Source organism: Achromobacter arsenitoxydans SY8 (assembly GCF_000236785.1).
Classification (GTDB): domain Bacteria; phylum Pseudomonadota; class Gammaproteobacteria; order Burkholderiales; family Burkholderiaceae_B; genus Achromobacter; species Achromobacter arsenitoxydans.
This window is the reverse complement of the sequence record NZ_AGUF01000052.1, coordinates 114,479-141,189: the sequence shown is the minus strand read 5'-3', so window position 1 is coordinate 141,189 and position 26,711 is coordinate 114,479. Positions and strand designations below refer to the sequence as shown.

Here is a 26,711-nt window from a genome sequence, read left to right as displayed (position 1 = left end):
TAGGTCGTGACAATAAGGAGCTCTGGATGCTGTCATGGGGTCCCATTTCCACGATGCCTGCTCTGTGAGAATCCCATTCGGTTCCCTGTCTCTTATCTCACGCGCAGCATGACGCCTAATATGCAAATATGCGCGGAGATCAGGCTTGGGATCGCCGGACGTACTGGCGCAGTCTCCTTGCTGCTCGGGCAATACTGCGCGCGCAAATTGGTGAGATGAGGGTGCGAGTAACGCTTCAAGTTGCGGTGAGGCATTGATCCATTTCGCGGCTAACCTGAAGGCGCACGTACGACTTATGCAATAACCCTGATATTGGACCTCTTTAATCCACTCCTCGGAGTCCGCCACAGATATAACTCGAAATATTTCTGCGACCACGGGTGCGAAGCTTTTAATTCGGTCAATCGAATTGTCGCGCCAAGCAGCCTGTGATTGCTCTGATGAACGAAGATGCGGCCAGTTACATCGAGCGCAACCCCAAGGGTGTGACATGGTGTTTAGGGATAGATTGGCGTGCGGGAACTGTTCGGAGCAACCTGGACATCGAGACTGAAGCCGTATGCGATGTAGTGGGCATTGAGCGATGTCATTAATTTGGAATAGGAGCGAATGATAAGCTTCTCGGCTACACTCTGGACAAAAACGGAGCGTTTTCGAGAGCAGATCAAGCGGACGTGCATTCTTAAAAAAAAACCGGTCCGACTCAGGTTGGTAAATATTTTCAGAGATTTTTAAGGCTTTTTTTATTGTGTTGATTTCGCAAGTAGTATCTGTTTTTGTATTTGTTCTCCGTTCCTTTTCAAAAATCAGGAATCCCTTGAATAGGGTGGGTGACAGTACATTGATTTGGATAGCCCGCCAGACAAGGCTGATATGACTTTCATAAGGACGGGTCCAGCTATGCGACCACGTGAGACGGCGGCTCGCTGCTGGAAGAGGTTCGTGCAAGATACCTTCGTCACGGTCGTTGGATACCATTTGCGGACTCAAAGCCAGATGCCTTTGCTGCAGCAATCCATGCCGGTAGACGATCAACGTCCAGGGAGTGCTGGCCAAATAGAAAATCCGATGCTGTCGACATGAACCATTGCATTCCCACCCTTAAGTCTTCGGCGGAGCATCGCCCAATGGTTGCAAATGCCTGCCAGCATTTGGGTGCTTCGTCTGTCAACCGCCAGCCCCTTGAATACATCGGATGCTGGAAAAATTCCGTATAACTAATACCGGAATTTGGTGGATAGGAAGATACTTCGGGGTCGTCCATTGCTTGAAGAATTGAGCGTGCGTCTTCGAGGGAATTAACTGAGTTGAACGGCCTTGAATGCAGAAAAAAACGACCGACGATATCCGTCCTCTGACGGCTAGTGAGGGCTGCCCGCATATTGAGAAGCCTGCAATCCCCAAAGAAAATTACAGTAAGAGAGATGCCGATTCGTCCCAGATCATTACCGATATCCTTTAATCTACTAAGATCTGGTATGGAATAGTTTTGTGCCTCGTCTACAAATAGGAGAAGCTTGTCAGACCCACGATCACAAGCCAAAGATCGTAAGTGTTCAATCAACCTAATGCGGCGATCTGGTGCCGACCCCTTGTCATGAGCCGCATGATCCAAATCAAAGAGCATGTCGCTGAACAGAGCTTTCTCTGTTGGCTTTTCATGATCCTTGGCAACAATGGAGCGTATTGGTAAGTGGGCAAATGATTGAGGCAAATTGCGCTGCAAAAGGGATATTGCGAAGGTTTTCCCAGCGCGAAATTCACCGTAATAGCATAGACCGGGACGCCTTTTTACGATGGCGGCGACCGTCTCCTCGTAAGCTCTTTGAACCTCAGGTGTGGGAATCTCAACCCGCCCTGTCACAAGGGGATGGTCAAGGTACGCTTCGTCGCGGACGGTTCCTGGATTGAGGACCTGTGCTCGAATATTTTGACTATCCATTCGTCTTCCATTTGGGCCGTCGTATTATTAAATTTACGGGGTCCGGTAGCGATAGAGGAGGCAGCGCGTGATTTACCGGCGGAATGTCAGCTAAAGGCTGGTTCGAGCTGTCTGGGGCGATAACGGGAAGGTCGCCGCTTTTATCGTGATCGAGTTCGTGCGCGATTCGGTTCCGAATGGTAGCGGAAGCAGAAATCCTTAGGGGTTTGAATGCTATGTCTTGAATTATTCTAGTATTGATATTGTTTATGTATGTATCAATCGGATCGGGGTCGGTTTGTCGAATTCGGGCAGCCTTAATTTCTTTCAGAACTTGTTCCCGGATCCATTTTGTGTGCGGGATTCGCGCCCATTGGCCTAAAACCTTCAGTTTTCCGAGAAATTCGCCGGATGGATGGTAAGCGACGACTTCGCGAAAATCGCCACTCTCACAATATTGAATATTTAACCTCTCTCCGATGAGCCAAAAACTGTCGCTTAGTTTTCGGCTTGTATAACACGCACCCGTCATCTGTATGTAAGGTCGCCGGCCTTTCTCAACGCTTCCGCGGACGGTTACCGTTACCAAACTGTGACCCAGTTCAAGCACATCACCCGTCGTCATTGGAAGAGGACGCGCAAACAGAAGACTATTGGAAGACGCCAAAAAGTTATCGATTACTTTTAACGGAGATCGACCTGCAAGGGAAGAGTGACCCAGTGCATTATGTCTAGCCAGTAACACATCCACTAGGTCCGTGATTTCGGCAATTGTTATTTTGTGCCGGAGCGCCGCCGCTTCCGGCTCTCGGCGAGCTGGATCGCTCGTGCCACCGCCGGTGCTAGATGGAAGTCTTTGAAATCCTAAGCGAGTCAGCGAGCCAAAAAATCGCTCGAGCGTGTCGTTGTGGTACCAAGCACCACAAGGGCCCCAAGAAAGTGTGCATCCCAGACGTCGGCGGACTTTCTCAGCAATTTGGTTGCTTAGATGCACTAGAGCGTTGTCTAAAGTCAGAAGTACCCCGAATGTACCCATGATCAGAGGGAACAAGCCCGACGGGAATCCGCTGTTGGCCGAATATGCTGGGACTCGACTTGATAGCTGCCTTGGCTTCCAACTACTGAGACTCATTAAGAGCGCATCTTCAACCGTACGTGCTGACACTTCCTCGTCAAAGCAGATGGCATAACCCAGGGCCGCACGAGAATACGCATCGAATACCGCAACGAGCCATATCCGCTCGACCAACGCTGTAAGAGGACCAGAAGGTGTATCGAACTCGACGACACCCAGGCAGTCAACTCGATGGGCGTCAATCGATATGCGGTCGAAAGGCTGGAGGGCCTGTAGCGCCCACAATGGTTCGACTCCGGTCCCAAGGTTGAGCATCTGAGCCGCCAGTTTTCCGTAGCGCGCAAGCACGCCGCGTTTGGGATTTCGCTCGATTAGCTTCTTTACGTATCGAGTGAGTGCCTTCCTCGCGCAGGATTCGGTATTGAGTGGATAGTCGGCATCTGTAAGACCGATGCTTACACACTGCGTTCGCAAAAGATGCACCAGGCGAACCAAGCTCTTCCGCGCTTCGTACGCTTTGCCCTTGCCCTCGCGAAGCCGGAGGATTTCATCGTCTAGACAGACCTTGATCTGAGGGTGCGTTCTCAGCAACAAATCGAATTGGCCAGGTTTGCCAGCCCGATTTCGGCTTTGGAGCGATCGCATGTACTGACCAAGACGAATGTGCGGAACCAGGGCACGCCAGCCAGCAATTTGGCCGTCGGCGCAGCTAGACACGCATCTGGCGAATATGCGGTGCAGATTCCCAGGCGAGGTTTTCGCTTCCTTCGCGGCGATGGACAACTGCCCGCTCCGACAATAGACCTCAATCCCCTTCCTTAGTGACTCGTAGCGGAGGCGAGCGCTGTCCGAAAGCAATCCGGCGTCGATCCATGGCCATTTTGCGCAATCTTTTAGGTGCGCTGGTATCGATGCAAACGTGGTCGTCGCTCTATACATCGCCCGTTTCCCGATTCAAACTGAACTTCGTGTTTAGCGATAGGGGATGAAGGTGCAAATCACAGGCTAGCCGTCCTTGTTGGACCAAGCGAAACATTGCGGCGACTGCCAACGCGAAGGCTTGCGGGTCCAAAGCGTCTCGTTGAACAGCTCTTAATGTCATGGGCCCAGTGGCCCTAATGGTGGAGAACGCCCTTTCTTGCATGTCGGAGAGACCGTGACACCTTGCTGCGGCGATCCAACTAAGGGCTCGAGCCCAATTGGAGATTAGGAGCGCTTGAGCCTGGAAATCAGCCTTCGTCCTTACGACTACAACGGCTCCAACATCCTGTGCGGCGCGTATCAGAGTCTTCGAGGGGACTTTAGAAATGTACGCCAGCGAGACCTGCTTTTCATCTGGCTCGGCGGCGTCCAGGACATGCCATTCGCTTGCCCCTTCGAAGTTGTAGGCGACGATGCTAGCGAGAGCGGCGTGGTGAGTGCCGCCCAGTATGTTTGGTCTCGGCGCGTAGTCAACAGTGAGCACTCTCGGAGTGCTCTCCACGAGTAGGAAGTTGGCCCATTCCATTTGCCCCTGAAGCACGACATCTTCGCCATTGTGTCCGCTATAGGCGTACCACAGTGTTGCAAGGGCATTGGGTTTTCGGCCGTGAGCTAGCGCTAGCTGAGCTCTGCGTGAGGTGCCGAGTCGAGGTCCTGGCTTACGCGTACCCATCTATTTCTCCCGACTGTCGTTGCAACGACATTCGAGGTTGACAATGGGCGCAGCGTAGCGCTGCGTTTTTTGGATTGGAAATCAGTGTTTGTACTAGGTAACCCCGTTGCGGAGTTCGCCCCTATGACGCAACGTGGAAAGAGTGGGGCGCTGCGGAGTTCGTCTAACGAATCTGAGATTCAAAAATCTCTTTTGACAGCAGCGGGCTGCAATTTCGCTCGATACTGTTGTGACGACTCCATGTTGACGTGAAGGTGTACAGCCAGTTCCTTTTTGTGGCACGTAGCTGCTAGGCCCGAGTCTTAACTGGTAGGTTCATTGCGCATTTCGGCGTCGTCAAAGAGGCGCGCCGCAGCGGAGGTCAAGGAAGAGCCCGCACGGTGGTAACCCACGACACTAGCGACGCTGCTGTGTCCCGTCATTGCCATAATTTCCGCCATCGGTATGCCTTGGATACCGGCCTCTGTGACGAAGCCCGCGCGCAGACTATGCGCCGCAAATCTCCCGTCCAGACCGGCACGCTTTGCGCGTTCGATAACGATTCGCCGGACGGCTTCTGTGCTCAAGGGGCCTCCCAGGATGCCGTAGCGACGTACCTGCCGAAAAAGTGTTCCCTGTGTGATCCCGGCCGAATGTAGCCAGTGCGTCAGCGCTTCGGCTGCAGCCCCAACGATCGGTTTGTAGCTGCTGCCATCAACTCGGCCCTCTTGGTTTGTCTTGCTATGGTCAAGGATGAACACGTAGCTCTCACCGCGTCTCTTCGTGTTTTCCACGGTTGCCGCCACGACCTCGGAGCGCCTCCGGCCACCGCTCGACCAAGCAAACAAGAGTAGCGCGCGATCTCGTATGCCTAGCAGCGAATCGTCGCAGGTTTCAAGCATTTGTTTGAGGGGTTGCAGCGTTATCGCGTCAACCTTATTTGGCCGCACACCGCGCTTGACGTACGCGCGCCGGGTCCTGGACAGCAACCGTTGCACCACAGGAACACGGCATGGACTTTCCATGTGCTGAGCGAGGTGTGCCTCCGACATAACAGCCACGCGGTGTTCAACCGTGGATAGCGCGAGAGGACCGACCCTCTTCTTGATGCCAAGCTTCACGAGTTCGCGGTCGACCTGCTCAGGGAGCCCTTGGCGAAGGCCGTTGGGGCCCAGGTGTTCTACGTGGTCGGTGATAAACGTTACGACCGCCTCCAGGGTCAGTGGCAGCTTCAATTCAATCGCAAAGCGCAATCGGTGCCAGGCTGCCCAATACCTTATAGCCGCGCGATACGAGATGAGGGTGTTCGTAGAACTGCCTTCGCGCAACAATGCACGCACAGCGGTGTCAACGGATGAATTTCGGATGCGACAACCGTCCTCTTTAAGGGCGCTGTATTCTTTTGGACGGGTGGAATTCATAAGCTGACGTTCGTCGTTGATTTATCGCGAGATGAGGTTCCACCATCTATGAACGCTGACAACTCCGCCTTACTGATGTATATCGTACGACTGCCAAATACTTGGGGTGCGCACCCGCGGCTTTCGTTCGTTCTCGCCGACGGTTGCCCTATGCGTCTCGTGACCGGGGATTGCTGCAAGCAATGATGCAATTCGGCGGTGAGGCGGAGGACTGGATCAGCGCCCCCTTGCGGCTGTCAGATGCACGGCACTCATTCAAGTCGGCATTGCTGCCCAAGTTTCGCGCAATTTGGTAGAGTACGACCTCTCGAAGTGACCGACCGGATGAGACTGAGCACTTCCCGGCAGCGAAAGCTGTACTCGCGCAATGCGGGTCGAAAGCGGTGTCCGGATCTTCAATTCCCAACTTCATGGGCGATACGTGGTCGTCTAGCTGAAGGCATTCAGCGACAACGCTCACCACCCTCCGACTGTCGGACCATTTGGCAGGAGCGTTTCGGCGTGTCGTCGCGCCGATTTGCGGTAAGCCTAGCCACTATCGCGGCAACTGCCATGATCCATTGCTTTTAACTAGCCGGCAAGGGCGCCTGTTCGATTGCAGGCAAGTGCGCGCTTGAGCGCGTCAGGGGTGTTTAACGTTTACGGCTGGACTGCGACACCACACTGCCTGCGAGTGTCTTCGTCAAAGGGCTCGACCGACTGCCTTCTAGCGCGCGAGATGCCTTTTGTTCCATGCCGGAACTCGTCTGCGCGGAACTGCCGGCCTGGCGTAGGGCAGAGCCTGCCAACGAGCGTTGCAGGTTACTGGCGCTTCCGCTGCCCAGTGTCTTGCCCGCCGTGGAGGCAACTCGCTGCGACGTCTGCTTCGGATTAACTGCCATTTCACAACTCCAAGAAAGGTGGAACGTACAGCTACCTCGGACGAGGTACTGGAATTATATCCAGTTCACTATCCGTTCTTCGCGATCATGAGTTTGATGTCGCAAAGGAGCCACAACAGCGCCTCAAGGAGAAATCTGGACTGAAGTGTTGAAAATAATACGTATGCCGTACTACACATTACAGTTGTGAACTCTCTAGGTCGGATAAGTACCTCTTATTCAACATACAGACGCTTCAATCGACCGCTCGATGATCATCGAAACGCGCGGTGCCCGAATGGCGCTACCGTCCCCTGACGAGCCGCCAAAGTTCACACATACAACGTGAGAAAACGGCATTTACGACTCATTCTGACTTAGCATCAGCTTTTGCCCGCTTGATCGTGATCGTCACTGATGAGCTTTTGTGCCACCAACTATTAGATTCGGCGTCGCGACCGGGATTCACATCGTCTGGCCGTTCCGCTCCTCAAGACTAGATTGACGCTGGCTAATGTAGGGTTTTCACGACGACTGCTGCTTTGCAGACCGATTTCCGCAGGAAAGGGTGATGGGGGGTCGGCCGATCACCTCGGCTCCTTCCCAGATAATTTCAACGCGTGGACTGCACACGCTACCAATCGGATGCATCGTTAACGTCAGCTGCGGCGTCACAACCATGCGGGAAGACTTGCTCCCAGCGCTCCTGGACTGAAGACGCGGGCTCCTGTTGCCCAACTAACGATGTCGCCGTGCGCTTCATCGCTGGCAACTGGAATGGAACAGATCCAACGCGATGGCCGACGGGCTCCTAACGGAGTGGATGCGTTGCCTGCCGATCTTGATCAGCCTTGCCAACAACAGGCGTAAGAGGATGCCGGGCGACGGAACCTCGCTGCTGCCGGGGCTTTCGCATCTTGCCCAGCAAGTCCGACATCAGCTGCCCGAGCCTCGCAGGCTGGTGCATGAGAGTACCTCTGCGGATCGCCTTCCCGGGCTCAGCTCCCGCGGCGTCTTTGTCGCCAATGCGACATTCAAGCCCGCCGCTGCTAGATTACCTATACAATACGCAAGTTTTTTCGCTTGACAGACGGGGGGAGCTTTGAGGCTCGATGCCAACCGATCGATGGCATTTTCGCGACTCTTCTCGTCATCAGTGTTCAAGGAAATGGCGGGTAAAGGGCGTTCGCCCCTATTCGCGCGTCTCGTGCGCCAATCTTTTACGGATGCGGAGCAATCCCAGATTCAATCCGTAGGGGATGCGTTCAACTATGCCTTCGAGCGATTGAAAGCCCACGCCAATCGCGACGAGTACGTATATAAAGCCGCCATTACCCAGCGGATCCTCCTCGGACGACATTCGTTGCGCTCTGCCTGCATGCTCAACGAGTTTCGGGTCGGAATATGCAAAGTCGATCTGGCGATTCTAAACGGCACGGCGACGGCATACGAAATCAAGTCAGAGCGCGATGGGCTTGGCCGGTTGAAACGCCAACTGGACGCATATCAGCTAGTCTTCCCGAGGCGCTACGTAATCGCTGGCGAAAATCACATTGACGGCGTGCTGCAGTCCACCGACCCAGACGTCGGCATTTTGATGCTTTCGGGCAGGTACCAAATTTCGACTATCCGAGAGGCGACCGAACGGTTGGACTTGGTTCAGCCTGCGGCAATATTTGACGCGTTGCGTATTGACGAAGCGATAAAAATCCTTAATTATCGTAACATTGAGATCCCCGTCGTTCCGAACACTCGGATCCGCGGTGAGTTGCGCGAGATCTTTGCAGGTTTCGCCGCCGGCGAGATTTATTCGACGTTCGTCAGTGTTGTTAAAGAGTCGCGCACTCTGGCGTCGTTGGGAGACCTAGTAAGCGATATGCCCAGGTCTTTGCACGCTGCAGCGCTGACCATTCGCGTCAAGCCTGCAGAGCATAAAAATCTTTTGGCGGCGATTAATTCAACTTTCGTCGACGCTTTAGGATGGGCTTGAATGTACTTTCCTTATTTTCGTGGCAAACAATACGAACTCGTAACCATCCGCGAAAATGCAGAACGTCTAGCACAAGCTGGCTTCACGCCAATCATTGAGCCCGTTAGGGATGCTTTGGGAGGGCTAGACCGCGCGCTCGCTGCCGTGCGTGCTGCTCAAGGTCGAGCCATCGTGATTGTCAACCCGCGATTCGGCTCGCTCCGGGAAGATGGCGAGGCGATCTCAGCGCTTCTTAGGGAAAGATATGCCGGCGCTGACGTTTCCGCAGGGATTTTGCTAACTGAGGCTATGACTGTCGATGACATCGTAGCGATATGCGGTCAGCATTTGCAGCATCAGGTTTCGCTCGTGCACGCCGGTTTCTCACACGGTCGAGAATTGGCCACAACCTTTCGGGACCGCGGCTGGACGTTCGCCCATTTCTTTGTCAGTACGGACGACAATCTCCTGTACCGCCGCCACTTTACGACTGGCACCAAGGTTCGGATAAGAGATGGATTTAACAAGCGGCGCCGCAACCTGGACTATCCTTTCGTCGAAAAATTTTCGGAGCTCCACGCTACGTTTGACCACACAGGTCTAAATGGCTTTGGCGACTTTCTCACGGTTGGTGATGATTACGCGGAAGGCGGCGGACCTGCTTACTCGGTAGCTATCCACCTCACCTTCGTTGACGAAGGTGAGGACGACGCCATGTTTGTGTACCACTTCAAGTCTCAGCAATCGGACACGCCCGGCGATCCCGGTGCGAAGTTCGCAGAAGCTCTCCAACTTCTGTACGAGACGATCAATCAACCCGACTCGCGGGTGTACGAGACAAATGCCATTGCCGAGTTTCGAAGTCTCCATGATCGGGGCCATTTCCCGGGACTGGGGTACGTCAAAAAGCTCTCAATGCAGCACCATATCGAGACCATGGCACAGTACTTTGCCTTGCGGCGGAGTTAGGAGTCGCCGCCGTGAAATGTTGCGCCAACTGCTTCACGGACCCACACCTCTCGGCCGAGTGGGCTAACCTTGCGGAGATCGAAGGCGAGGACTGTGACTACTGCGGGGCGGTAAGAGTCCATGTCATCGATCCTCGAAAGCTAAAGGACCGTTTCGCTCCCGTGGCGGCAATCTACGCGCCCGACGAGAATGGGCGACCACTGATTGATTGTGTGCAAGAGGACTGGAGAATCTTTAATGTCGCTCGGCTCGGGCAGCAAGGGCCCCGAAGCCTTTTCGGCGACATTCTCGATGACGCAGAGCTGGTGCGCCGTCCGTTCGCGGTGTCATGCCGATTTGAGCGGCCGGGCATGCATATGCTTTGGGAAAGCCTGCGGGACGAGCTTATAGCCCGAAATCGATACTTCCCAGAGACTGCGCTCGATGAGGTTCGGTTTGGGGCGTTACTGGGGTTCTTGAAGGGCAGACAAATACCTACCAAATGGTATCGTGCAAGAATCCAGCAAGCTGATGAACCGTACTCCTTAGACGCCATGGGGCCGCCTCCAAAGGAAATCACATCGGTAGGTCGCGCCAATCCCGCTGGCATTCCTTATCTGTACTTGGCTGAAAACCAGAACACCGCTGCGGCCGAGATCCGCCCGCATACGGGAGATCGAGTATGCGTCGCTGAATTTGACATTCCCGACGGGCTGAAACTCGTCGACTTGCGAGCCCCGCGCACGATGATTTCTCCTCTCGATTTGGGAGATGAAGATCGGATCGCATCACTGAAGAATGATTTGCCTTTTCTTGAAAGGCTAGGCGAGGAGTTGACCAGACCGGTCATTCCCACCAGAGTGGCGATTGACTACGTGCCGAGCCAGTATCTGTGCGAACTCATCAAGAAGCTGGGTTGGGACGGTGTGGTGTATCGCAGTTCGGTCGGCACGGGAATGAACATGGCTTTGTTCAACCCGAGCCATGCTGCGGGCCGAGGTGTCGAGCAGATGCGAGTGTCCCGAGTCAGTGTGGAAGTTGGCTGAGCTAGAACGAGTCCCGTCTCCTACGGCTCAACGCACTACGGGATGTGATTCGCCCCGTCGTGACAGTCCGTCCGCAACAGGGCAGGGGGCCCGCTTTTGCTGAACACGTTCATGAAGGAGTCTGCCAAGAATGGAGGAGCGCCGAGCGAGAGCGCTTCGAATCTCTGGGTATGCAGGTCTCGCCCAACACGCTCGCCGAACATCAGGGCTTTGCGCAATCGCAGCGCCAGGTTTGGACTCAGCGCGCGGTCGACGCAAACATTGAGCCGCAATGAACGATTAGCAGGAAGCTATGCAATGGCCACCGCGGAACCCCGCACAGAAGGTTTGAGAGGCGTGTGCGGCCACCGTTTCAGGGGGCTACTCTCCATGCTACAGTCAATACATTGACGCAATAGCCAATGAGCCCGATGAGGGCGAACGCGTTGTCTGTCGGTACGCCGGTCTCTCCAAAAGCGAGGGAAACAGTTATTGGACTACGGAGCCCCGCATTAGCGGGGCTTTCGCTTTCCAGCCTTAGCTGCCGCTGCGACTACAACCAGTTTGCAGGACCGCACATCCACTGGCAGTGGGGTAGCCGTGACCTGCTCCCCGTGGTTAGTACGAAATCGATGTAGAGTCCGATCACAAAGGAACGGCAATGAAGAAACGATTTACGGAAGAACAGATCATCGGGGTGCTGAAGGAGGCCGAGGCAGGGGCCAAGGTGGCCGAACTGTGCCGCAAGCACGGGATCTCGGAGGCTACCTACTACAACTGGAAGGCGAAGTTCGGCGGTATGACCGTCTCGGACGCCCAGCGACTGAAGGAGCTGGAGCAAGAGAACAACAAGCTCAAGAAGCTGTTGGCTGAATCGATGCTGGACAAGGCTGCGCTTCAGGATCTTTTGAGCCGAAAGTAGCAAGCCCGCAGGCCAAACGCGAAGCGGTCAGAACGTTGATGACCGAGCGCGGCATGGGTATCACCCGGGCCTGCGGGCTGGTAGGCATTTCCCGGTCGCTATTCGCTTATGAAAGTAAGCGTACGGGCGATGTGGCATTGACCGAGCGCATGAAGGAGATGGCAGCGCTCAAGCGACGCTACGGCTATCGGCGCATCCATATTCTGCTGCGCCGCGAAGGCTGGCAGACGAATCACAAGCGGGTCTGGCGGCTTTACAGCCAGGCAGGCTTGAGCGTGCGTAAGCGTCGCCGCAAGCGTATCGCGCCCGCAGAACGGGTAGTTCGGCCCGTTGCGACGGCGCCGAATCAGAGCTGGTCGATGGACTTCGTGTCCGACGGTCTGGCCTATGGCCGCAGGTTCCGGTGCTTGAACATCGTCGACGACTACACGCGCGAGTGTCTTGCCATCGAGGTCGATACATCACTGCCGGGATTGCGGGTGGCGCAGGTGCTGCAACGGCTTGCGGAACTGCGTGGGCTGCCCAAATCCATCACCGTGGACAACGGTCCGGAGTTTGCCGGCAGGGCCTTGGACGCTTGGGCTTATCAGGTCGGCGTGAAGCTGTCGTTCATCAGACCAGGCAAGCCCGTGGAGAATGCATACATCGAGAGCTTCAATGGAAAATTCCGCGATGAATGCCTAAATGAGCATTGGTTCATGTCGCTGCGCCAAGCCAAATCCTTGATCGAAGACTGGCGCGTCGAGTACAACACCGAACGCCCGCATAGCGCGCTGGGATACTTAACGCCGGAGCAATTTGCTAAGGCGCATCGGCAACAACGGCTTTTAACCCTGGACTCTATGTCGATGCCGTACTAAGTCTGGGGGCAGGTCAGCCGGCCTCTACAGGCCCGCGGCAGCCATGAGCTCACTTGGCTTACAGTCCAACGCGCTGGAAATTCGAATCAAGTTCAACATCGTCAAGTTTCTCTCGCCGCGCTCGATTCGGCCCATGTGACTGCGGTCGATTCCCGATCGGAGTGAAAGACCTTCTTGGGAAAGCTCAAGGTGCTTTCTTCGGGCACGGATCGCCGTCCCAATAGCTGCTAGGTTTTGATCGTCGTCCGTTTTTGCCGAAGTTCTTTGCATCCGTGGATCGTGTCGATTCACGGTAATTAGGGCCACGGCATTTACGGCCCAATTGAACTATCATGTTGATTTTGGTCCTCCAACCTTCACGATGTTTGTTACTGACGATTCATGGATGCACCCACGTGGAGTTCCTTCGATTCGCCAAGGACGGCGGAATCGCTGGATTTTGATGTGCCCACACGTCGCGCTGTTCGTCCTTCGCCGCGTGAAATGGGGCGTATTGCGCTTGGATCTGCCTTCAGGAATTGTAAGAGGCGGTGCTCGCCTGTATGAAGTAACGCGAGAGCTCGGGGAAAAGCCCTCGGAAGTGCGCATGCTGTGGGATGGCAAGGTCACTGAAGTTTCTGAACTGTACATCCAACGACCTGAGGGAAAGCCTCGACCGACTCGATATGGCTACTGTGATAGCCAGGGCGCGATGAAGCCGATACCGCCGGATGTCGAAACCTTTGCGCCGGACGATTACGTTGACGCATCGTGTTGCGGCGTATTTGTGTCAGCGACCAAAATCAAGCGCCGTTCTTGGTGGTGAACTGATGGACGAAGACCTTCAAAAGCTCGAAATGCTGTGCGCGCGCCACGCAAACTTCAGAGCTCATCCGCCGTCGATTACTTGCGGACCCGGATGGTTCCCGCTGATTGATGCCGCGCTGCAAGAGTTAGATAGGCTTCAAAAGTTGGCGCCACATCTCAAGTTCACCTTTTTACAAGCTACAGAAAAGTTTGGCGCCCTTCGTCTTTACATCGGCGTCCCTAACGGCACGCGGGCGGACGTAGAAGTTGTCGGGGCCTTGATTAGCCAGACCGAGCGACGCTCGAGAACAGTATGTGAGCGATGTGGAGCGGCAGCGGCTGTAAGGGAACGGGCAGGGTGGTTGAGCGCGAGGTGCACCACGTGTTTCGAGAACAGCATTCACAACCCTTCAGACGAAGAATGAGTTGTAAGCTCGAAATTCGCCACGGGACGGTCAGTGTAGGGAGTATGGTCTATGCGCTGGGCGAAGGCGCGTACACTGCCGAGATCGTTGCTCCCCTTACTTTGGCTCCCACCATACTCGCAGTGCAGTACGCACGATCGACAAAGGGTGGAGCGCTGCCGCCATTTCTTGAAGTTTCCCTGCCTGAGGGACACATGAGGCGTGCGATGCTTGCGCGCTTGCCGGGGAGGGTAGAGCCCGGCGATATCGCATTGCTGCGCGCTGTCGGTTGCAACATGATCGGTCTCATCCAGGCCGCCGACTCCAAAGCAACTGCTCTGCCCTCGAGCGCCGGCTTGAGGTTGGGCGTCACTGAGGCGCTTCAAATGGAAGAGGGGAGCCTCATCGATTTGGCTTTCGACGTCGGAAATGCGTGGCCAGGAATCTCTGGCGGTTTCATGAAGCTCTTCGTGACCAGCCCTGCAGCGGCCCCTTTGGAACGCGATCGTCATTGGATCGTCAAGGTAGCGGATGGTGACCGTCCCGGGCTGTGTGCTGTCGAATACTTTGGGATGTGTGCGGCAAGGTCAATGGGACTAGAGGTTCCTGAGACGATCATCTCAGATGATTACTCGCGCTACATGGTCGAGCGGTTCGACCTAGACGCCACAGGCGAGCAACTTGGGTTCGCCGATCTGTGTGCAATCAGCGGCTCGCACGCCGCTGACAAGTACGCCAGTTCGGCCGAACGAATCGTCGGGATGCTTGAAGTCGCTTGTGATTCGTCGACAGTAGCCTGCAGCCTGGATGGGTTCTTTGCTCAGTACCTGCTGGCCAGCGTCATCCGGAACGGTGACGCACATCTCAAGAATTTTGGATTGTTGTATGGACAGACTTGTCCAGCAACGCTTTCGCCTGTCTACGACATGCTTAGCATGGCGGTTTACGCACCAAAACGTAATGGCGGGGATGCCGATGATGGGATGGCTTTAACTCTCAATGGAAGCCGTCGATGGCCTACGCCAGCCATGCTGAGTGGCCTGGCTCGACGGTGCAAAGTGTCGCATGAACGTGAAGCCTTTTGGGTTGACCGCTTGGTGACAGCACTCGTAGACGCCGCCAGAAAAACGACCACAGATAGGAGTCTGGCAGACGTCGACGCACCAACGAGGGCGGCTATTGTCAGGATGTTGGAGCTTTGGTCTATCGGATTAAGGCCGTACAACTCGGTAGCCGCCGAGTTCGTGCGACAGCTTTCGCGGGGAGGCACTGGTCTTCTAGCCCGTTGAGCCGCGATCAACGTCCGCTAACGGTCAGTTCTCAACCCGAGCGTCCAGAAGCAGCCAATTCTTAACTTGGACGTCCAGCAACGGAGCATTCTCGACTTTATGTCCGGCCAAAAACTTGAGAATTGGCGGAAAAAATGAAAGTTCGATTGCAAAACCACTTGCGACGCCTAGCGTGTTCTCGACTTTATGTCCACCGACTTGAATGGGAGCCAAGACGTCCTGGACGTCGGCCCCGTACGGAACAAGCCATAATACGCATAATGTGCATTATGTAAAGCCACGACCTAAGTCAGGAATGTTCATCTGCCTGTCGTCGTCTACTTAGCAAACTCCCCCGTGTCTGGAGCCGTGCCACTACGCCCTTGAGTCAGTGCCCGACCCCCCTCTGCTTGCACTATCAGGCACATGTGCTGCTGGCCGACTCTACATGCCGGCGGTAGCTAGAAGCGTACTCGGCTGGCAGTCCAAGGCATCTGCTATGCGAAGAAGATTGAGGAGCGTCACATTCCGCTCGCCTCGTTCGATGCGCCCCATATGGCTGCGATCTAGTCCAGCTAAGAGAGCCAATGACTCTTGCGATATCTGCAGTGTCTTCCTACGACTTCGCACGGCCGCGCCAAGCGCTTGTAGGCGCCTTCCGTGGTCGTTGCGGGCAGATACTCTGGTCATGCCCGAATCGTCGCGTTAAGATGGACTCGCTGGCCACGGCATTTATGACCCATTTCACTCGAGTTCAGGAAGATTCAAGTGTTGCTAACGTCCGATTCTTGGGGGGAATCCGATCGTTCTAGAAGAAGGCTTTCCGCGCCATTTAGCGCGTGGGGGATGGTTGCTGTGACAACGGAGACTGCGGCCTTCTTGATTTATACAAATCAGCACAGTGCCGATGGTCGGCACTTGCGCTCTTATGTAGCAAGTTCGGCTCCAGTCTTAGCGGCCTTGCTCGAGCGGCAGAAGGCGACCGACTGGGACGTCTTTATGTGGTGGCACGGAGCGATTGAGCGAGTAGCTGAATTTTGGGTCTATCGTTCGCGGCGAATGTGCGATGAGCCGGTCTATGGCTATGTGGGCACCCAAGAGTTGCGGCCCATCCCGCCTTGGGAACACCTCGTGGGAGCGAGCGACGAAGCGACCCTGATCACGCAATTCAGGAAGGATTTCCCCTAGAGCTCACAGACGTGGAATCTGCTCATCGATTGACGCTTCTGGCATGAGATGGAGATCTGATTGTTTGTCGGATACGCAACTGCGGGCTTCCCCTACTCTGCTGCCATGGATCCATATGCCACAACTATGAACATGAACAATTCGCCCGATTTGACTGCCGAAGACCTCATGGAGCGTTTTGCCTTGCAATTCAGGGCTGGGTTCCGAGTGGATGGCTCCGTTCCGCCGTCCTGGAACGTTGCCTTGTTTAACCTCATGTTCGCAATTGAGAACCTGCTCTCCCCAGAGGAGCGGGAGCGTTTCTGGTGGACGGATATTAAGGAAAAGCGTGGAGGGCTACGCGCCTACTACGTCAACGATAACGACGCAGAAAAGGAGCAAGAAATCTGCTCTCTTGTTGAGGAGGCTGAAATGCGCGTTGAAATTATTGAGGGGCGTGAACCTCCAGTATGGACGCGTACACATTGGACCGCCTGAGATCCAAGCATTACTGCGGGCCACGGCTTTCTTGTCGAGGTAAGCCACTTTGACTATTTACTACACGGCTGGCCTGCCTGCGCCAGTCCCGAAATATTTGACCCTATTTGGCCAACGTCTGCGCATGTTTCGCGAAGATCGAAAATGGTCTCAAGACCGGCTTGCTGAGGTCGCCGGCATTTACCTTTCGGATGTGCAAGCAGCAGAGATCGGTGATCCGAACATTGCGTTAGGCTGCTACGCGGCCATTCTTTGGGCGCTTGACCTAGATGCGGACATTGATAGCTGGGCCACAGGGCTTCCCGCGGGCACATCAGCCTTTTCTTCAATTGACACGAATTTTTGACCCGACGTACCTCTTCCCGTAGAGCACTTGGTGTTACGAGCGCGCATTACAGCACGCAATTTTTTGGACGCAGGCGTAAGAATGCACTCTTGTAGCTCAACGGCTACGGATTGACCGCGTGCGATGAACTACTTAGATGACCGTTTCGGCATTGGTTCGCCCGCTTGACGCCGTTGGATACGATATTAAAGTGGTCAAGCGAGGTCATATGAGGACCCTTGAAGACATTCTCGATGAGCAGCAACGCGGGCTTTGATCAAAGCGACGGTAAAAAGCCAAGCAGATGGGTCGAAACACTGGCATAGAGTTGTGCCGTTAGACGGCTACGATCCCTCCGCTACACGACAAACCGCTTGGAGATCGCGCGATTCGCTCAGCCGTAGGAGATCTGGCTCGCTGTTACGCAGACTCATGAAGGGGCCTTCTTCCGCCGCGTTCGCCACGGCGGCGCCGTGGGCCAGGAACGCTTGCCATTCGGTTGCAAAAATCCATACCACGTCTTTGCGGAAATGGATTCAGCCGAGCGTTTTCTCCCACGAAGCCCGCTCCAGAGAATATCTATTAGCGAGTACAGCCACCTATGTGCCCATAAGTGGGCATCGCTAACGATCAATGGCCTGCAGGTCAGCTAGCCCAGTCTGACCGCCAAAGCGGCAAGTGTCACCAAGAGCACCGGGAGCGTCAGCACGATGCCAACCTTGAAGTAGTAACCCCAAGAGATCGTCATTCCCTTACGCTGAAGCACGTGCAGCCAGAGCAATGTAGCCAAGCTGCCAATCGGAGTGATCTTTGGGCCCAAGTCGCTGCCGATCACATTGGCGTAGATCATTGCTTCCTTGACCACACCGCTGGCCTGGCTTGCGTCAATCGACAAGGCTCCCACTAAGACGGTCGGCATGTTGTTCATGATTGACGACAAAAATGCCGCCACTAGTCCCGTGCCCATCGTGGCTGTCCAGATCCCCTGCTCCGCAAACTTGCTCAGCAAATCCGCGAGATATTGGGTCAAGCCCGCGTTGCGCAGTCCATATACGACTAGGTACATCCCCAAAGAGAAGACCACGATCTGCCAAGGCGCCTCTCGTATGACCTTGCGCGTGCTAATGATATGGCCGCGCCCGGCAACAAGCAGCAAGATTGCCGCGCCCGCAGCTGCCACAGCGCTGACTGGCACTCCGAGCGGCTCCAGGCCAAAGAACCCTACCAACAGCAGCAAGAGCACGATCCAGCCTGCTCGAAAAGTGCTCGAATCGCGTATGGCCGCAACGGGGGCCTTTAGCTGATCCGCGTCATAGCGTGCAGGAATGCTCTTGCGGAAATAGAGCATCAAGACGATCAGAGTGGCAGCGACCGCAACAAAGTTGACGGGCACCATCACAGCGGCATAGCGGTTGAACCCAATGTCGAAGAAGTCTGCAGAGACAATGTTGACGAGGTTGGACACGATCAGCGGCAGGCTTGCCGTGTCTGCGATGAAGCCTGCGGCCATGACGAACGCCAAGGTAGCCGCCGGACTGAACCCCAACGCTAACAGCATGGCCATCACGATGGGAGTCAGTATCAATGCCGCGCCGTCGTTCGCGAACAGCGCAGCTACTGCGGCTCCCAAAAGGACGATTAGTGCGAACAGCGCACGGCCATGGCCTTTCCCCCAACGTGCGACGTGCAGAGCTGCCCACTCGAAGAAGCCCGCCTCATCCAGCAACAGGCTGATGATGATCACGGCGATGAAGGTTGCCGTGGCGTTCCACACAATATTCCATACGACGGGAATATCGCTCATCTGGACAACACCGGCGAGAAGAGCAAGGCCGGCGCCGAGGCTCGCGCTCCATCCTATTCCCAAGCCGCGGGGCTGCCAGATAACCAGTATTAGGGTGAGAACAAAGATCGCTATTGCAGCTAATAACATTCGGGGAACTCTTTTTTGTTTGTAGAACGAACTGTGCTGGTTGCCCGGCCAGTCAGGAAGATCGCAGATCCGCCGCGGCTTCAGCGTGGTATCCCGTCAACTCGCGGAGACGTTGGATGCCGACTGGCTCGCTTTTCAGCAAGGGAACTACGGCGTACCGTCTGGCATGGCGTTGAGCGACGGTCTTGATTTCGCTGAGCTCATTTCGCGCGCGCTGACGCAGCAATGGCGAACTCGGTCCGGCCGCGGCAATGCTGTTGTTGATTAACCATGCCCAGGGTTCAATGCCGGCGCGCCGGAGATCTTCCTGGAGATTTGCGGCTTCTAGCACTGGTGTCGTCTCTGCGAGCGTGACAAGTAAGACCTTTGTCTGTGCCGGGTCCTGCAACTGCATCATCGGCGTGGTGTAGTGGACATTGCTACCCGACATCTGGCGCGCAATCTCGCGATGATAGGCACCCGTTGCGTCCAAGAGCAGCAATGTATGGCCTGTCGGCGCGGTGTCCATGATGACAAATTTGGTGTTTGCCTCACGGATGATCCGAGAGAAAGCGCCGAACACCGCTATCTCTTCGGTGCAGGGAGAGCGCAGATCCTCTTCCAACAAGGCCCTGCCCTCCGCATCCAGCTTTGCCCCTTTCGTGGCCAACACATGCTGTCGATATCGTTCGGTTTCAGTGTGTGGGTCGATTCGGCTTACCGTTAGATGGGGCAACGTGCCTTCCAATGTGCGGGCCAAGTGTGCAGCGGGATCTGAGGTGGTGAGATGAACTGGGAAACCGCGTTCCGCGAGTTCGACGGCCACGGCTGCCGCCAAGGTGGTCTTCCCCACTCCACCCTTCCCCATGACCATGACCAAGCCATGCCCATCGGCTGCAATGTCTTCGACGATGGATGCCAGATCGGGGGCCTCAATCGCGGGCGAGACTCCGTTGCCCGCATCAGGCGCGACCACGGTCTTGTCGCTTAGGAGCATTCGCAATGAGTCCAAACCCACGATGTTGAACGCTTTTAGTGTCACCTGGTCCTGAGGCAACGCAGCCAGCCGCGGCGGAATGGCGGCAATAGCAGCCTGTTCGCGCTCGTAAACAGCTGCCGCCAGGGCGTCATGCTCGACGGCTGCGGCGGGCAGGACGCCGTTGATCACCAGGTGCTGCTGCGAAAGCCCTATGTCCGCCAGCTCTTGACTGGTCCGTGCCGCTTCGTCCAACGTTGCCCGCTGGGCACGCGCGACGAGGACCAATCGGGTGCGGCGTGAATCTGCGAGTGCAGCGACGGCCTCCCGATATTGGGTGCGCTGCTTTTCCAGACCTGCCAAGGGACCAAGGCATGACGCATCGCCTTGGCCCGCTTCCAGAAAGTTGCTCCAAGCTCCAGGCAACTGGAGCAAACGGATGGTATGTCCTGTCGGAGCAGTATCGAAGATCACATGATCAAAATCCAATGTCAGATTCGCATCAGTCAGCAGTGATGTGAACTCATCGAATGCTGCAATCTCTGTTGTGCAGGCGCCGGACAAAGATTCTTCGATTCCCCGCACGACGTCGTCTGGCAATACGCCGCGCACGGGATCAACGATGCGATTGCGGTACTGTTGTGCAGCACCTTGAGGATCGATCTCCAGGGCCGAAAGGTTGCGAACCGCCTCAATAGCCGTGACGCGATTGCCGATTTCTGTATTGAACACTTGGCCGACATTCGAGGCTGGGTCGGTACTAACGAGCAACACTCGCGCGCCCTGCTCCGCTAGCGTGACGGCAGTAGCGCAGGCGAGCGAAGTCTTCCCAACCCCGCCTTTGCCCGTGAAAAACATAAACCTGGGTGTTTCGTCCAGGAACTTCATAATCATCTCCTTAGCAGCTTCTATTTCCACCGCAGCATGTTGATTGCCCTTTGGAGGTGGACTCACCGTTGATACCGGCCCAGCGCGAGAGTTCGCTACGCGTCGGATATCTACCGGCCAGCGCGATCTCATCGTCGACCAGTGTCAATGGAAGGGAGTCTGCTCCCGAGCGTGCGAGAAATGCGCTCACGACAGCGTTTTGGGCGAACTCCAGGGGCTGCTGAGCCAAGTTCAGGCGCTCGATGCGGGCTCCTTGTCGCTTCGCCCAATCAATGTCCGCTGCGCACGTGACCAGAGCTTGATCTATGTCGGTGCCGCAGACGCCAGTGCTGCAGCACAACGCCGGATCGAAGATTCGTATGGTTTTCATTTTGATAATCCAACTATTTTCGAAATGTCCGTTCAAAAAAAAGCTCATGGATGTCGACCACGAGCCGTGTACCGCGCGCTACGCGGTGGCCGGATGCTCGCCTATTTGCTGCAATTCACGGTGAATGGCTGCCTTGTCTAGCGCCGCAATGGGCAAGTTCGCAAAAATATTGATTCGCGCAGAGATCTGTCGGAAGACCTTCTCAAAAACGCGGCGCTTTTCGTCGTCGGTCCCAACGGCGGCCGCCGGATCCTCAAACCCCCAATGGGCCGAGATCGGCTGACCAGGCCAGACTGGGCACACCTCGCCCGCAGCGTTATCGCAGACGGTGATGATGAAGTCCATTTGCGGCGCGTCGGGGCTGGCAAACTCGTCCCAGCTCTTGCTGCGCAGACTTTCCAGCGGATAGTTCAGGACTTGAACTTTCTCGATAGCGAACGGGTTCACCTGGCCGCCGGGATGGCTGCCAGCGCTATATGCATGAAATCGGCCCTTCCCCAATGAATTTAGCAGCGCTTCGGCCATGATGCTGCGCGCCGAATTACCAGTGCACAGGAATAAAACGTTGTAGACCTTGTCAGTCATGATGTGGACTCCTCAAGAGAGGTTTTAGAGCGCCGAGCGCGAGCAGATGTGGGCGATGGGCACGCGGCAATGTTTGTAGGTGCGCACGGTTCGCCACCGCAGCAGTTGTCAGTCAAATAGGCAAGGAGTTCAGCCATAGATTCGAATCGAGCTTCATAGATGACGAATCTGCCCTCTTGCCGCGAGGCCAATAAGCCGGCGTGCACCAACTCCTTCAAATGAAAAGAGAGTGACGATGGGGGAATCCCCGTCTTTTCGGCGAGTTGGCCCGCAGGCAAACCCGCGGGGCCGGCCTGGACCAAGAGGCGGTAGACGGTCAGGCGCGACTCATGACCAATCGCAGCTAGGGCTTTAACAGCGTCTTTCATTTCCATAATTCGACTTTAATGGAATGATCGAAATCTGTAAAGCCCTTCCTTGCCATTCAGGGTCAATGTCTAGCCAAATCGTCCGGTGATGTAGTCAGAGGTCTGTTCGCGCTTGGGCTTGGTGAACAGGTCGTCAGTTCTGCTCATCTCCACAAGCTCACCTGCGCACATGAAGCCTGTGTAGTCGGAGCACCGCGCCGCCTGCTGCATGTTGTGGGTCACAATTAGCACGGTGTAGTCCTTCTTCAACTCGGCGATCAACTGTTCTATTTTTGCGGTGGAGATGGGGTCTAGCGCCGATGTCGGTTCGTCGAGCAACAATACCTCCGGCCGCAGAGCAATTGCGCGTGCAATGCAGAGCCGTTGTTGCTGGCCGCCGGACAGGCCTAGCGCATTCTGGTTCAGCTTGTCCTTCACCTCGTCCCAGAGAGCCGCGTTTCGCAACGCAGCTTCCACGCGCGCATCCATCTCAGCTTTTGGTAAACGCTCATAGTGCTTGATTGCGTATGCGACGTTGTCATAGATGGACATCGGAAATGGGACTGGCTTTTGAAACACCATTCCGACCTTGCTGCGCAGGCGATTTATCGAGTACTGCGAATCGAGGATGTTCTGATTGTCCAGCAGGACCTCCCCCCGGGCCTCTAACCCGGGGTAGATCGCATAGATCCGGTTGAAGATGCGCAGGAGCGTGGACTTTCCGCAACCAGAAGGTCCAATAAGTGCGGTCACACGATTACCGGCAAGTTCAATGTTGACGTTCTTGAGCGCCTGCGCGCCCTTGTAGTAGAAGCATAGATCCCTAGTCACTACTTTCGGTTGCGGCGTGGTGGCGGGATCCGCCAAGGGTGCGCTGCGCGCAGCCATAGCTCCGGCCGCAGTAGCTCCAAGTAGTGAGGGCGGAAGAGCAAATTCAGTCATGATTCACCTTGTTGCGTGACAAGATTGCGCGCGATAGCAAGCTCAGAAGTAGTACGAACATCGTGACAACGAATGCGCCCGCCCAGGCCAGCGCGTGCCAGCTTTCGTATGGACTCATCGCATATTGGAAGATGACCGCAGGCACGCTCGCCATTGGCGCGCTCAGGTCTGAATTCCAGTATTGATTGTTCAACGCTGTGAACAGCAACGGGGCTGTCTCGCCGCTGATGCGTGCCAAGGCCAACAAAACGCCAGTTGTGATGCCTGGCAGCGCAGCCCGGAACAACACTTGAATCGTCACCTTCCACTGGGGCACCCCTAACGCGAGCGCAGCTTCGCGCATTTGGCTTGGAACCAGTTGCAGCATCTCATCGGTGGTGCGGACCACAACGGGAAGCACGATGAATGCCAATGCAATCGCGCCAGCCCATCCAGAAAAGTGTCCCGTCTGCCGTACCACCAGTTCGTACACAAACAGCCCCAACACAATTGAAGGCGCCGAGAGCAGGATGTCATTCACAAACCGAATCATTGCGCCGATTCTGTGGCGATTCACATATTCGGCCAGATATGTGCCCGCAGCGATCCCAATAGGCGTCCCCAGCAGAATGGCAACCACGCTCATGACCAAACTTCCAAACAAGGCGTTGGCCAGCCCACCATCGGCCCCAGGGGGTGGCGTCATCTTGATGAAAAGGTCCCATTTCAGGGCGCCTAACCCCTTGGTGACGGTGGTCCACAGGATCCATATCAGCCAAAACAATCCAAAGAGAGTAGCGGCCGTCGAGAGCGCTACCGACACCAGATTTCGGGCGGCGCGCACGCGTTGCAGTCGTAGACCATGTGGGGTCATAGCCGTCCCTCCTGCCGATTCAGCCGATTCAGCATCAGTTTGGCGATAGCGAGGACGATGAAGGTCACGACAAACAGCAGGAAGCCCAGCGCGATCAACGAAGACAGGTAGATGTCCGAGTCGGCTTCGGTGAATTCGTTGGCGATGGTTGCCGCGATTGAGTTGCCTGGCTCTAGCAAAGAAGCGGTCAGCCGATGCGCATTACCGAGCACGAAGGTCACCGCCATGGTCTCGCCCAGCGCCCTTCCCAGCCCCAGGAATACTCCGCCAATGACCGCCGAACGTGTGTGCGGCAACACGATATTCCAGACAACCTCCCAGGTGGTAGAACCCAGCGCGTAGGCAGATTCTTTCAATTGACGAGGTACGGTAAGGAACACCTCGCGCATCACGGACGTGATGAAGGGCACGACCATGATGGCCAGGACAATGCCGGCGGTCAGCATGCCCATGCCAAGCGGCGGGCCGGAAAAAAGCACGCCGACAAATGGCAGTGCTCCGAGGTGCTCGTCAAGCCAGGGATTCACATACTCGGCCATCACCGGCACGAAGACGAAGAGCCCCCACATGCCATAGATTATCGATGGAATGCCCGCCAGCAATTCAATCGCTGAGGCCACAGGTTGGCGCAGCCATTTCGGCGCCACTTCTGTGAGGTAGTAGGCGACCCCAAAACTCACCGGTACGGCAATTAGCATGGCAATCAGAGCCGTCACTAATGTTCCATAGATCGGTACCAACGCGCCGAATTTGTGATTGACGGCATCCCATTCGCTTGACCAGAGGAATTCGAAGCCAAACGTACTGAACGCGAGCCTTCCCCCCCAAAGCATAGAAAGCGCGGCTCCGCTCAACGACACAAGTACGAAGATGCCCGCAACGGCAACAGTGCGGCGAAACACCCTGTCCGATGCGGCGTCTCGCCGAGATCGCAGCTCGTCCGTGTACAGTGTTAGCGCGGGATTAAGTCCCGGATTGTTCGACATTTACATCAGCCTTTTAAAAGCGGCCAGTTGGTCGACGATCCCGCCACGTCATGCCGATGGTGTGCGGCGCCTGGCGGAGATCGTCGACCTCGGTTTAGCGCTTGATTTGTGCGGCCCAATAGCTTTCGATCTGAGCAACAAGCTCCTTCGGCAGCGGGACATAGTCCAACGCCTCGGCTTCATGCTGGCCATTTTCCAGAGCCCATTTGAAGAAATCGAGCGTTGCCGCTGTGCGGCCCGCATCTTTGGGCTGCTTGTACATCATGACGAACACAGTCGCCGAGATAGGCCAAGCGTCAGCACCGGGTGCGTTAGTGATCACCAGGTGGAAGTCCTGCGCATTCTTCCAGTCGGCGTGAGCGGCAGCCGACTGGAATGTCTTGTCGCTGGGCGCGACAAAATTGCCTTCCGAATTTTTCACCGCGGCATAGGACATCTTGTTCTGCAGCGCATACGCAAGTTCGACGTAGCCAATGGAGTTCTTGATTTGTTTGACATACGCAGCGACGCCTTCATTGCCTTTACCCCCGACGCCCACCGGCCATTGCACAGAGGTGCCCTCCCCCACTTTGCTTTGCCACTCGGGGCTGATCTTGGATAGGTAATTGACCCAGTTGAAGGTAGTTCCTGAGCCGTCGGAACGGTGCACCACCGTGATCTTTGCGTCGGGGAGCTTAACTTCCGGATTCAGGTCAGCAATGGCCTTGTCGTTCCATTTTTGGATCTTTCCCAGGTAGATATCGGCAAGCAGTGGACCCGTGAATCGCAGCTTGCCCGGCTCGACGCCGGCGATATTGATCACGGGGACTACGCCGCCGATAACAACAGGAAATTGACCCAATCCAGCCTCGTCGAGCTCTTTTGGAGGCAACGGCTTGTCCGAGGCGCCGAAGTCAACGGTTCCAGCCTTGATCTGAGCGATCCCTCCGCCTGAGCCGATCGATTGATAGTTGATCTTGTTGCCCGTTTTGGTGTTGTAAGTGTCGGACCATTTCGACAGGATTGGGTAGACGAACGTGGATCCCGCACCTGTGATATCCGCGGCCTGAGCTGCACCCATGCCGAGTGCGATGAAAATGCCCAATCCGGCGGCGTATCTTTTGGCCTGTACAAACATGCTTGTTCTCCTGTGTAGGTACGTTGAAGGCCCCATTGGCCCCAGCGTCACAACTATTCGATATGTCGTGATGTATGGAAATGATGAATAAAAAGTGTTAACGGCTTATGACAGGGACTATTGCTACCGAGCCGACGCGCCGACACTCCAAAAGTTCTCCGCATCATCCGGCAAGCAGCCGCAGGGTTCCGTTGCGCAGCAGTCCTCTAAGATGAACTCCAATAGGCCATAGATTCCGCCCAGCCGCGCCCTATAGCGAACACAGTCGCCGGTTCTATTGCCGACGATCAGCCCGGCTTTCGCAAGCCCCGCCAAATGTTGCGACACCGTACTACGCGGCCCTCCTACCACCATTGCAATTTCCCCCGCATCCATGCCACGCGGTTCCTGGCGAATCAGCATCCTGAAGATACCTAGTCGTGTCGAATGGCTGAGCGCCGTGAAGGTCGAGACGGCTTCAAACGCTGTGGTGTGTGAAGGTCTTGCCGGGGCGAGCGCGCGTACGACGGCCTGAGGGCGCGCTGCAGGGGGATTGATGTGCTCCATCTCATTTCCATCTGTCGTAAATTCCAGACATGTTCTTCTTGTCATATGACAATTGAATGACAGTCCAGATGAGGTATTTCAATAGTTCAACAGTTGTTGTAGTATTG

22 protein-coding genes and 1 pseudogene are annotated in these 26,711 nt (G+C 55.6%); 8 read left to right on the top strand and 15 right to left on the bottom strand.

The features are described 5' to 3' along the window. Positions 1-958: 958 nt before the first annotated feature. The 3 genes from KYC_RS28835 to KYC_RS14730 all read right to left on the bottom strand — a co-directional run bounded on the left by KYC_RS28835 (position 959) and on the right by KYC_RS14730 (position 6,050). On the bottom strand, positions 959-1,942 hold the full coding sequence (locus tag KYC_RS28835; RefSeq protein WP_081478043.1) for an ATP-binding protein: 984 nt from the start codon (positions 1,940-1,942) through the stop codon (positions 959-961). Then, positions 1,935-3,713 (bottom strand): hypothetical protein, encoded by a 1,779-nt coding sequence (locus KYC_RS29485; protein WP_139026521.1) that lies wholly within the window; start codon positions 3,711-3,713, stop codon positions 1,935-1,937. The genes KYC_RS28835 and KYC_RS29485 overlap by 8 nt, the downstream gene beginning before the upstream one ends. Positions 3,714-4,952: 1,239 nt before the next feature. Further along, a complete protein-coding gene (locus tag KYC_RS14730; protein WP_238531930.1) occupies positions 4,953-6,050 on the bottom strand; it encodes a site-specific integrase in 1,098 nt (365 codons plus the stop codon). Positions 6,051-8,012: 1,962 nt separating this feature from the next. On the opposite strand from KYC_RS14730, the gene KYC_RS14720 reads away from it, so the two are divergent. From KYC_RS14720 to KYC_RS28820, 5 genes and pseudogenes are all read left to right on the top strand, one after another. Further along, positions 8,013-8,900: a sce7726 family protein gene (locus tag KYC_RS14720; RefSeq protein ID WP_050814880.1), complete on the top strand. Its 888-nt coding sequence runs from the start codon at positions 8,013-8,015 to the stop codon at positions 8,898-8,900. Next, complete coding sequence (locus KYC_RS14715) at positions 8,901-9,848, top strand: sce7725 family protein (protein ID WP_008163600.1); 948 nt, start codon at positions 8,901-8,903, stop codon at positions 9,846-9,848. An 11-nt stretch (positions 9,849-9,859) separates the two neighbouring features. After that, positions 9,860-10,873: an RES family NAD+ phosphorylase gene (locus KYC_RS14710; protein ID WP_008163599.1), complete on the top strand. Its 1,014-nt coding sequence runs from the start codon at positions 9,860-9,862 to the stop codon at positions 10,871-10,873. 149 nt (positions 10,874-11,022) lie between these two features. Next, positions 11,023-11,148, top strand: a pseudogene (locus KYC_RS30100) (Bug family tripartite tricarboxylate transporter substrate binding protein); the annotation flags it as partial. Between the two features lie 365 nt (positions 11,149-11,513). After that, a protein-coding gene (locus KYC_RS28820; protein ID WP_085945461.1) for an IS3 family transposase occupies positions 11,514-12,634 on the top strand; the annotation gives its coding sequence in 2 pieces (ribosomal slippage) (positions 11,514-11,772 and positions 11,772-12,634; 1,122 coding nt in all). A gap of 24 nt (positions 12,635-12,658) precedes the next feature. Here the strand turns inward: KYC_RS28820 and KYC_RS28815 are convergent. Then, on the bottom strand, positions 12,659-12,904 hold the full coding sequence (locus KYC_RS28815) for a helix-turn-helix domain-containing protein (protein ID WP_008163590.1): 246 nt from the start codon (positions 12,902-12,904) through the stop codon (positions 12,659-12,661). Positions 12,905-13,841: 937 nt separating this feature from the next. Here KYC_RS28815 and KYC_RS14695 point away from each other — a divergent pair. Further along, entirely contained in the window at positions 13,842-15,113 is a 1,272-nt protein-coding gene (locus KYC_RS14695) for a type II toxin-antitoxin system HipA family toxin (protein WP_167310254.1), read from the top strand. A gap of 423 nt (positions 15,114-15,536) precedes the next feature. On the opposite strand, the gene KYC_RS28810 is transcribed toward KYC_RS14695, so the two are convergent. After that, complete coding sequence (locus KYC_RS28810; RefSeq protein WP_008163585.1) at positions 15,537-15,782, bottom strand: helix-turn-helix domain-containing protein; 246 nt, start codon at positions 15,780-15,782, stop codon at positions 15,537-15,539. Between the two features lie 624 nt (positions 15,783-16,406). Here KYC_RS28810 and KYC_RS14685 point away from each other — a divergent pair. Both KYC_RS14685 and KYC_RS29480 read left to right on the top strand, forming a co-directional pair. After that, positions 16,407-16,757, top strand: coding sequence for a hypothetical protein (locus tag KYC_RS14685; RefSeq protein ID WP_139026520.1), 351 nt, complete (start codon positions 16,407-16,409; stop codon positions 16,755-16,757). A 49-nt stretch (positions 16,758-16,806) separates the two neighbouring features. Beyond that, complete coding sequence (locus tag KYC_RS29480; protein ID WP_139026519.1) at positions 16,807-17,103, top strand: helix-turn-helix domain-containing protein; 297 nt, start codon at positions 16,807-16,809, stop codon at positions 17,101-17,103. Positions 17,104-17,731: 628 nt separating this feature from the next. On the opposite strand, the gene KYC_RS14680 is transcribed toward KYC_RS29480, so the two are convergent. The 10 genes from KYC_RS14680 to KYC_RS30125 all read right to left on the bottom strand — a co-directional run bounded on the left by KYC_RS14680 (position 17,732) and on the right by KYC_RS30125 (position 26,604). After that, positions 17,732-19,015, bottom strand: a complete 1,284-nt coding sequence (locus KYC_RS14680; RefSeq protein WP_008163580.1) for an arsenic transporter — start codon at positions 19,013-19,015, stop codon at positions 17,732-17,734. Between the two features lie 52 nt (positions 19,016-19,067). Further along, on the bottom strand, positions 19,068-20,858 hold the full coding sequence (gene arsA / locus KYC_RS14675) for an arsenical pump-driving ATPase (RefSeq protein ID WP_139026518.1): 1,791 nt from the start codon (positions 20,856-20,858) through the stop codon (positions 19,068-19,070). Between the two features lie 10 nt (positions 20,859-20,868). Further along, positions 20,869-21,228, bottom strand: a complete 360-nt coding sequence (gene arsD, locus KYC_RS28800; protein WP_008163576.1) for an arsenite efflux transporter metallochaperone ArsD — start codon at positions 21,226-21,228, stop codon at positions 20,869-20,871. 78 nt (positions 21,229-21,306) lie between these two features. Continuing rightward, on the bottom strand, positions 21,307-21,813 hold the full coding sequence (locus KYC_RS14670) for an arsenate reductase ArsC (protein WP_008163574.1): 507 nt from the start codon (positions 21,811-21,813) through the stop codon (positions 21,307-21,309). Continuing rightward, on the bottom strand, positions 21,810-22,187 hold the full coding sequence (locus tag KYC_RS28795) for an ArsR/SmtB family transcription factor (protein WP_008163572.1): 378 nt from the start codon (positions 22,185-22,187) through the stop codon (positions 21,810-21,812). Before KYC_RS28795 ends, KYC_RS14670 begins: the two co-directional genes overlap by 4 nt. A gap of 63 nt (positions 22,188-22,250) precedes the next feature. Further along, positions 22,251-23,102, bottom strand: coding sequence for a phosphate ABC transporter ATP-binding protein PstB (pstB, locus tag KYC_RS14665; RefSeq protein WP_420796114.1), 852 nt, complete (start codon positions 23,100-23,102; stop codon positions 22,251-22,253). Further along, on the bottom strand, positions 23,095-23,955 hold the full coding sequence (gene pstA, locus KYC_RS14660; protein ID WP_008163569.1) for a phosphate ABC transporter permease PstA: 861 nt from the start codon (positions 23,953-23,955) through the stop codon (positions 23,095-23,097). The genes pstB and pstA overlap by 8 nt, the downstream gene beginning before the upstream one ends. Beyond that, positions 23,952-24,941, bottom strand: a complete 990-nt coding sequence (gene pstC / locus KYC_RS14655) for a phosphate ABC transporter permease subunit PstC (protein ID WP_050814879.1) — start codon at positions 24,939-24,941, stop codon at positions 23,952-23,954. The genes pstA and pstC overlap by 4 nt, the downstream gene beginning before the upstream one ends. 94 nt (positions 24,942-25,035) lie before the next feature. Then, positions 25,036-26,058 (bottom strand): phosphate ABC transporter substrate-binding protein PstS, encoded by a 1,023-nt coding sequence (gene pstS / locus KYC_RS14650; protein ID WP_008163566.1) that lies wholly within the window; start codon positions 26,056-26,058, stop codon positions 25,036-25,038. 123 nt (positions 26,059-26,181) lie between these two features. After that, entirely contained in the window at positions 26,182-26,604 is a 423-nt protein-coding gene (locus KYC_RS30125; RefSeq protein ID WP_167310253.1) for an ArsR/SmtB family transcription factor, read from the bottom strand. Positions 26,605-26,711 lie beyond the last annotated feature (107 nt).

Excerpts from the sequence above, each read along its gene's own strand:
- KYC_RS14730 (WP_238531930.1), bottom strand. The coding sequence starts at position 6,050 with ATGAATTCCACCCGTCCAAAAGAATACAGCGCCCTTAAAGAGGACGGT.
- KYC_RS30125 (WP_167310253.1), bottom strand. The coding sequence starts at position 26,604 with ATGGAGCACATCAATCCCCCTGCAGCGCGCCCTCAGGCCGTCGTACGC.
- pstS (WP_008163566.1), bottom strand. The coding sequence starts at position 26,058 with ATGTTTGTACAGGCCAAAAGATACGCCGCCGGATTGGGCATTTTCATC.
- KYC_RS14680 (WP_008163580.1), bottom strand. The coding sequence starts at position 19,015 with ATGTTATTAGCTGCAATAGCGATCTTTGTTCTCACCCTAATACTGGTT.
- KYC_RS28795 (WP_008163572.1), bottom strand. The coding sequence starts at position 22,187 with ATGGAAATGAAAGACGCTGTTAAAGCCCTAGCTGCGATTGGTCATGAG.
- KYC_RS28810 (WP_008163585.1), bottom strand. The coding sequence starts at position 15,782 with ATGACCAGAGTATCTGCCCGCAACGACCACGGAAGGCGCCTACAAGCG.
- KYC_RS14695 (WP_167310254.1), top strand. The coding sequence starts at position 13,842 with ATGAGTTGTAAGCTCGAAATTCGCCACGGGACGGTCAGTGTAGGGAGT.
- KYC_RS28815 (WP_008163590.1), bottom strand. The coding sequence starts at position 12,904 with ATGCAAAGAACTTCGGCAAAAACGGACGACGATCAAAACCTAGCAGCT.
- KYC_RS14685 (WP_139026520.1), top strand. The coding sequence starts at position 16,407 with ATGAACATGAACAATTCGCCCGATTTGACTGCCGAAGACCTCATGGAG.
- arsA (WP_139026518.1), bottom strand. The coding sequence starts at position 20,858 with ATGAAGTTCCTGGACGAAACACCCAGGTTTATGTTTTTCACGGGCAAA.
- pstC (WP_050814879.1), bottom strand. The coding sequence starts at position 24,941 with ATGTCGAACAATCCGGGACTTAATCCCGCGCTAACACTGTACACGGAC.
- KYC_RS14670 (WP_008163574.1), bottom strand. The coding sequence starts at position 21,813 with ATGACTGACAAGGTCTACAACGTTTTATTCCTGTGCACTGGTAATTCG.
- KYC_RS14715 (WP_008163600.1), top strand. The coding sequence starts at position 8,901 with ATGTACTTTCCTTATTTTCGTGGCAAACAATACGAACTCGTAACCATC.
- arsD (WP_008163576.1), bottom strand. The coding sequence starts at position 21,228 with ATGAAAACCATACGAATCTTCGATCCGGCGTTGTGCTGCAGCACTGGC.
- KYC_RS28835 (WP_081478043.1), bottom strand. The coding sequence starts at position 1,942 with ATGGATAGTCAAAATATTCGAGCACAGGTCCTCAATCCAGGAACCGTC.
- pstA (WP_008163569.1), bottom strand. The coding sequence starts at position 23,955 with ATGACCCCACATGGTCTACGACTGCAACGCGTGCGCGCCGCCCGAAAT.
- pstB (WP_420796114.1), bottom strand. The coding sequence starts at position 23,102 with ATGACTGAATTTGCTCTTCCGCCCTCACTACTTGGAGCTACTGCGGCC.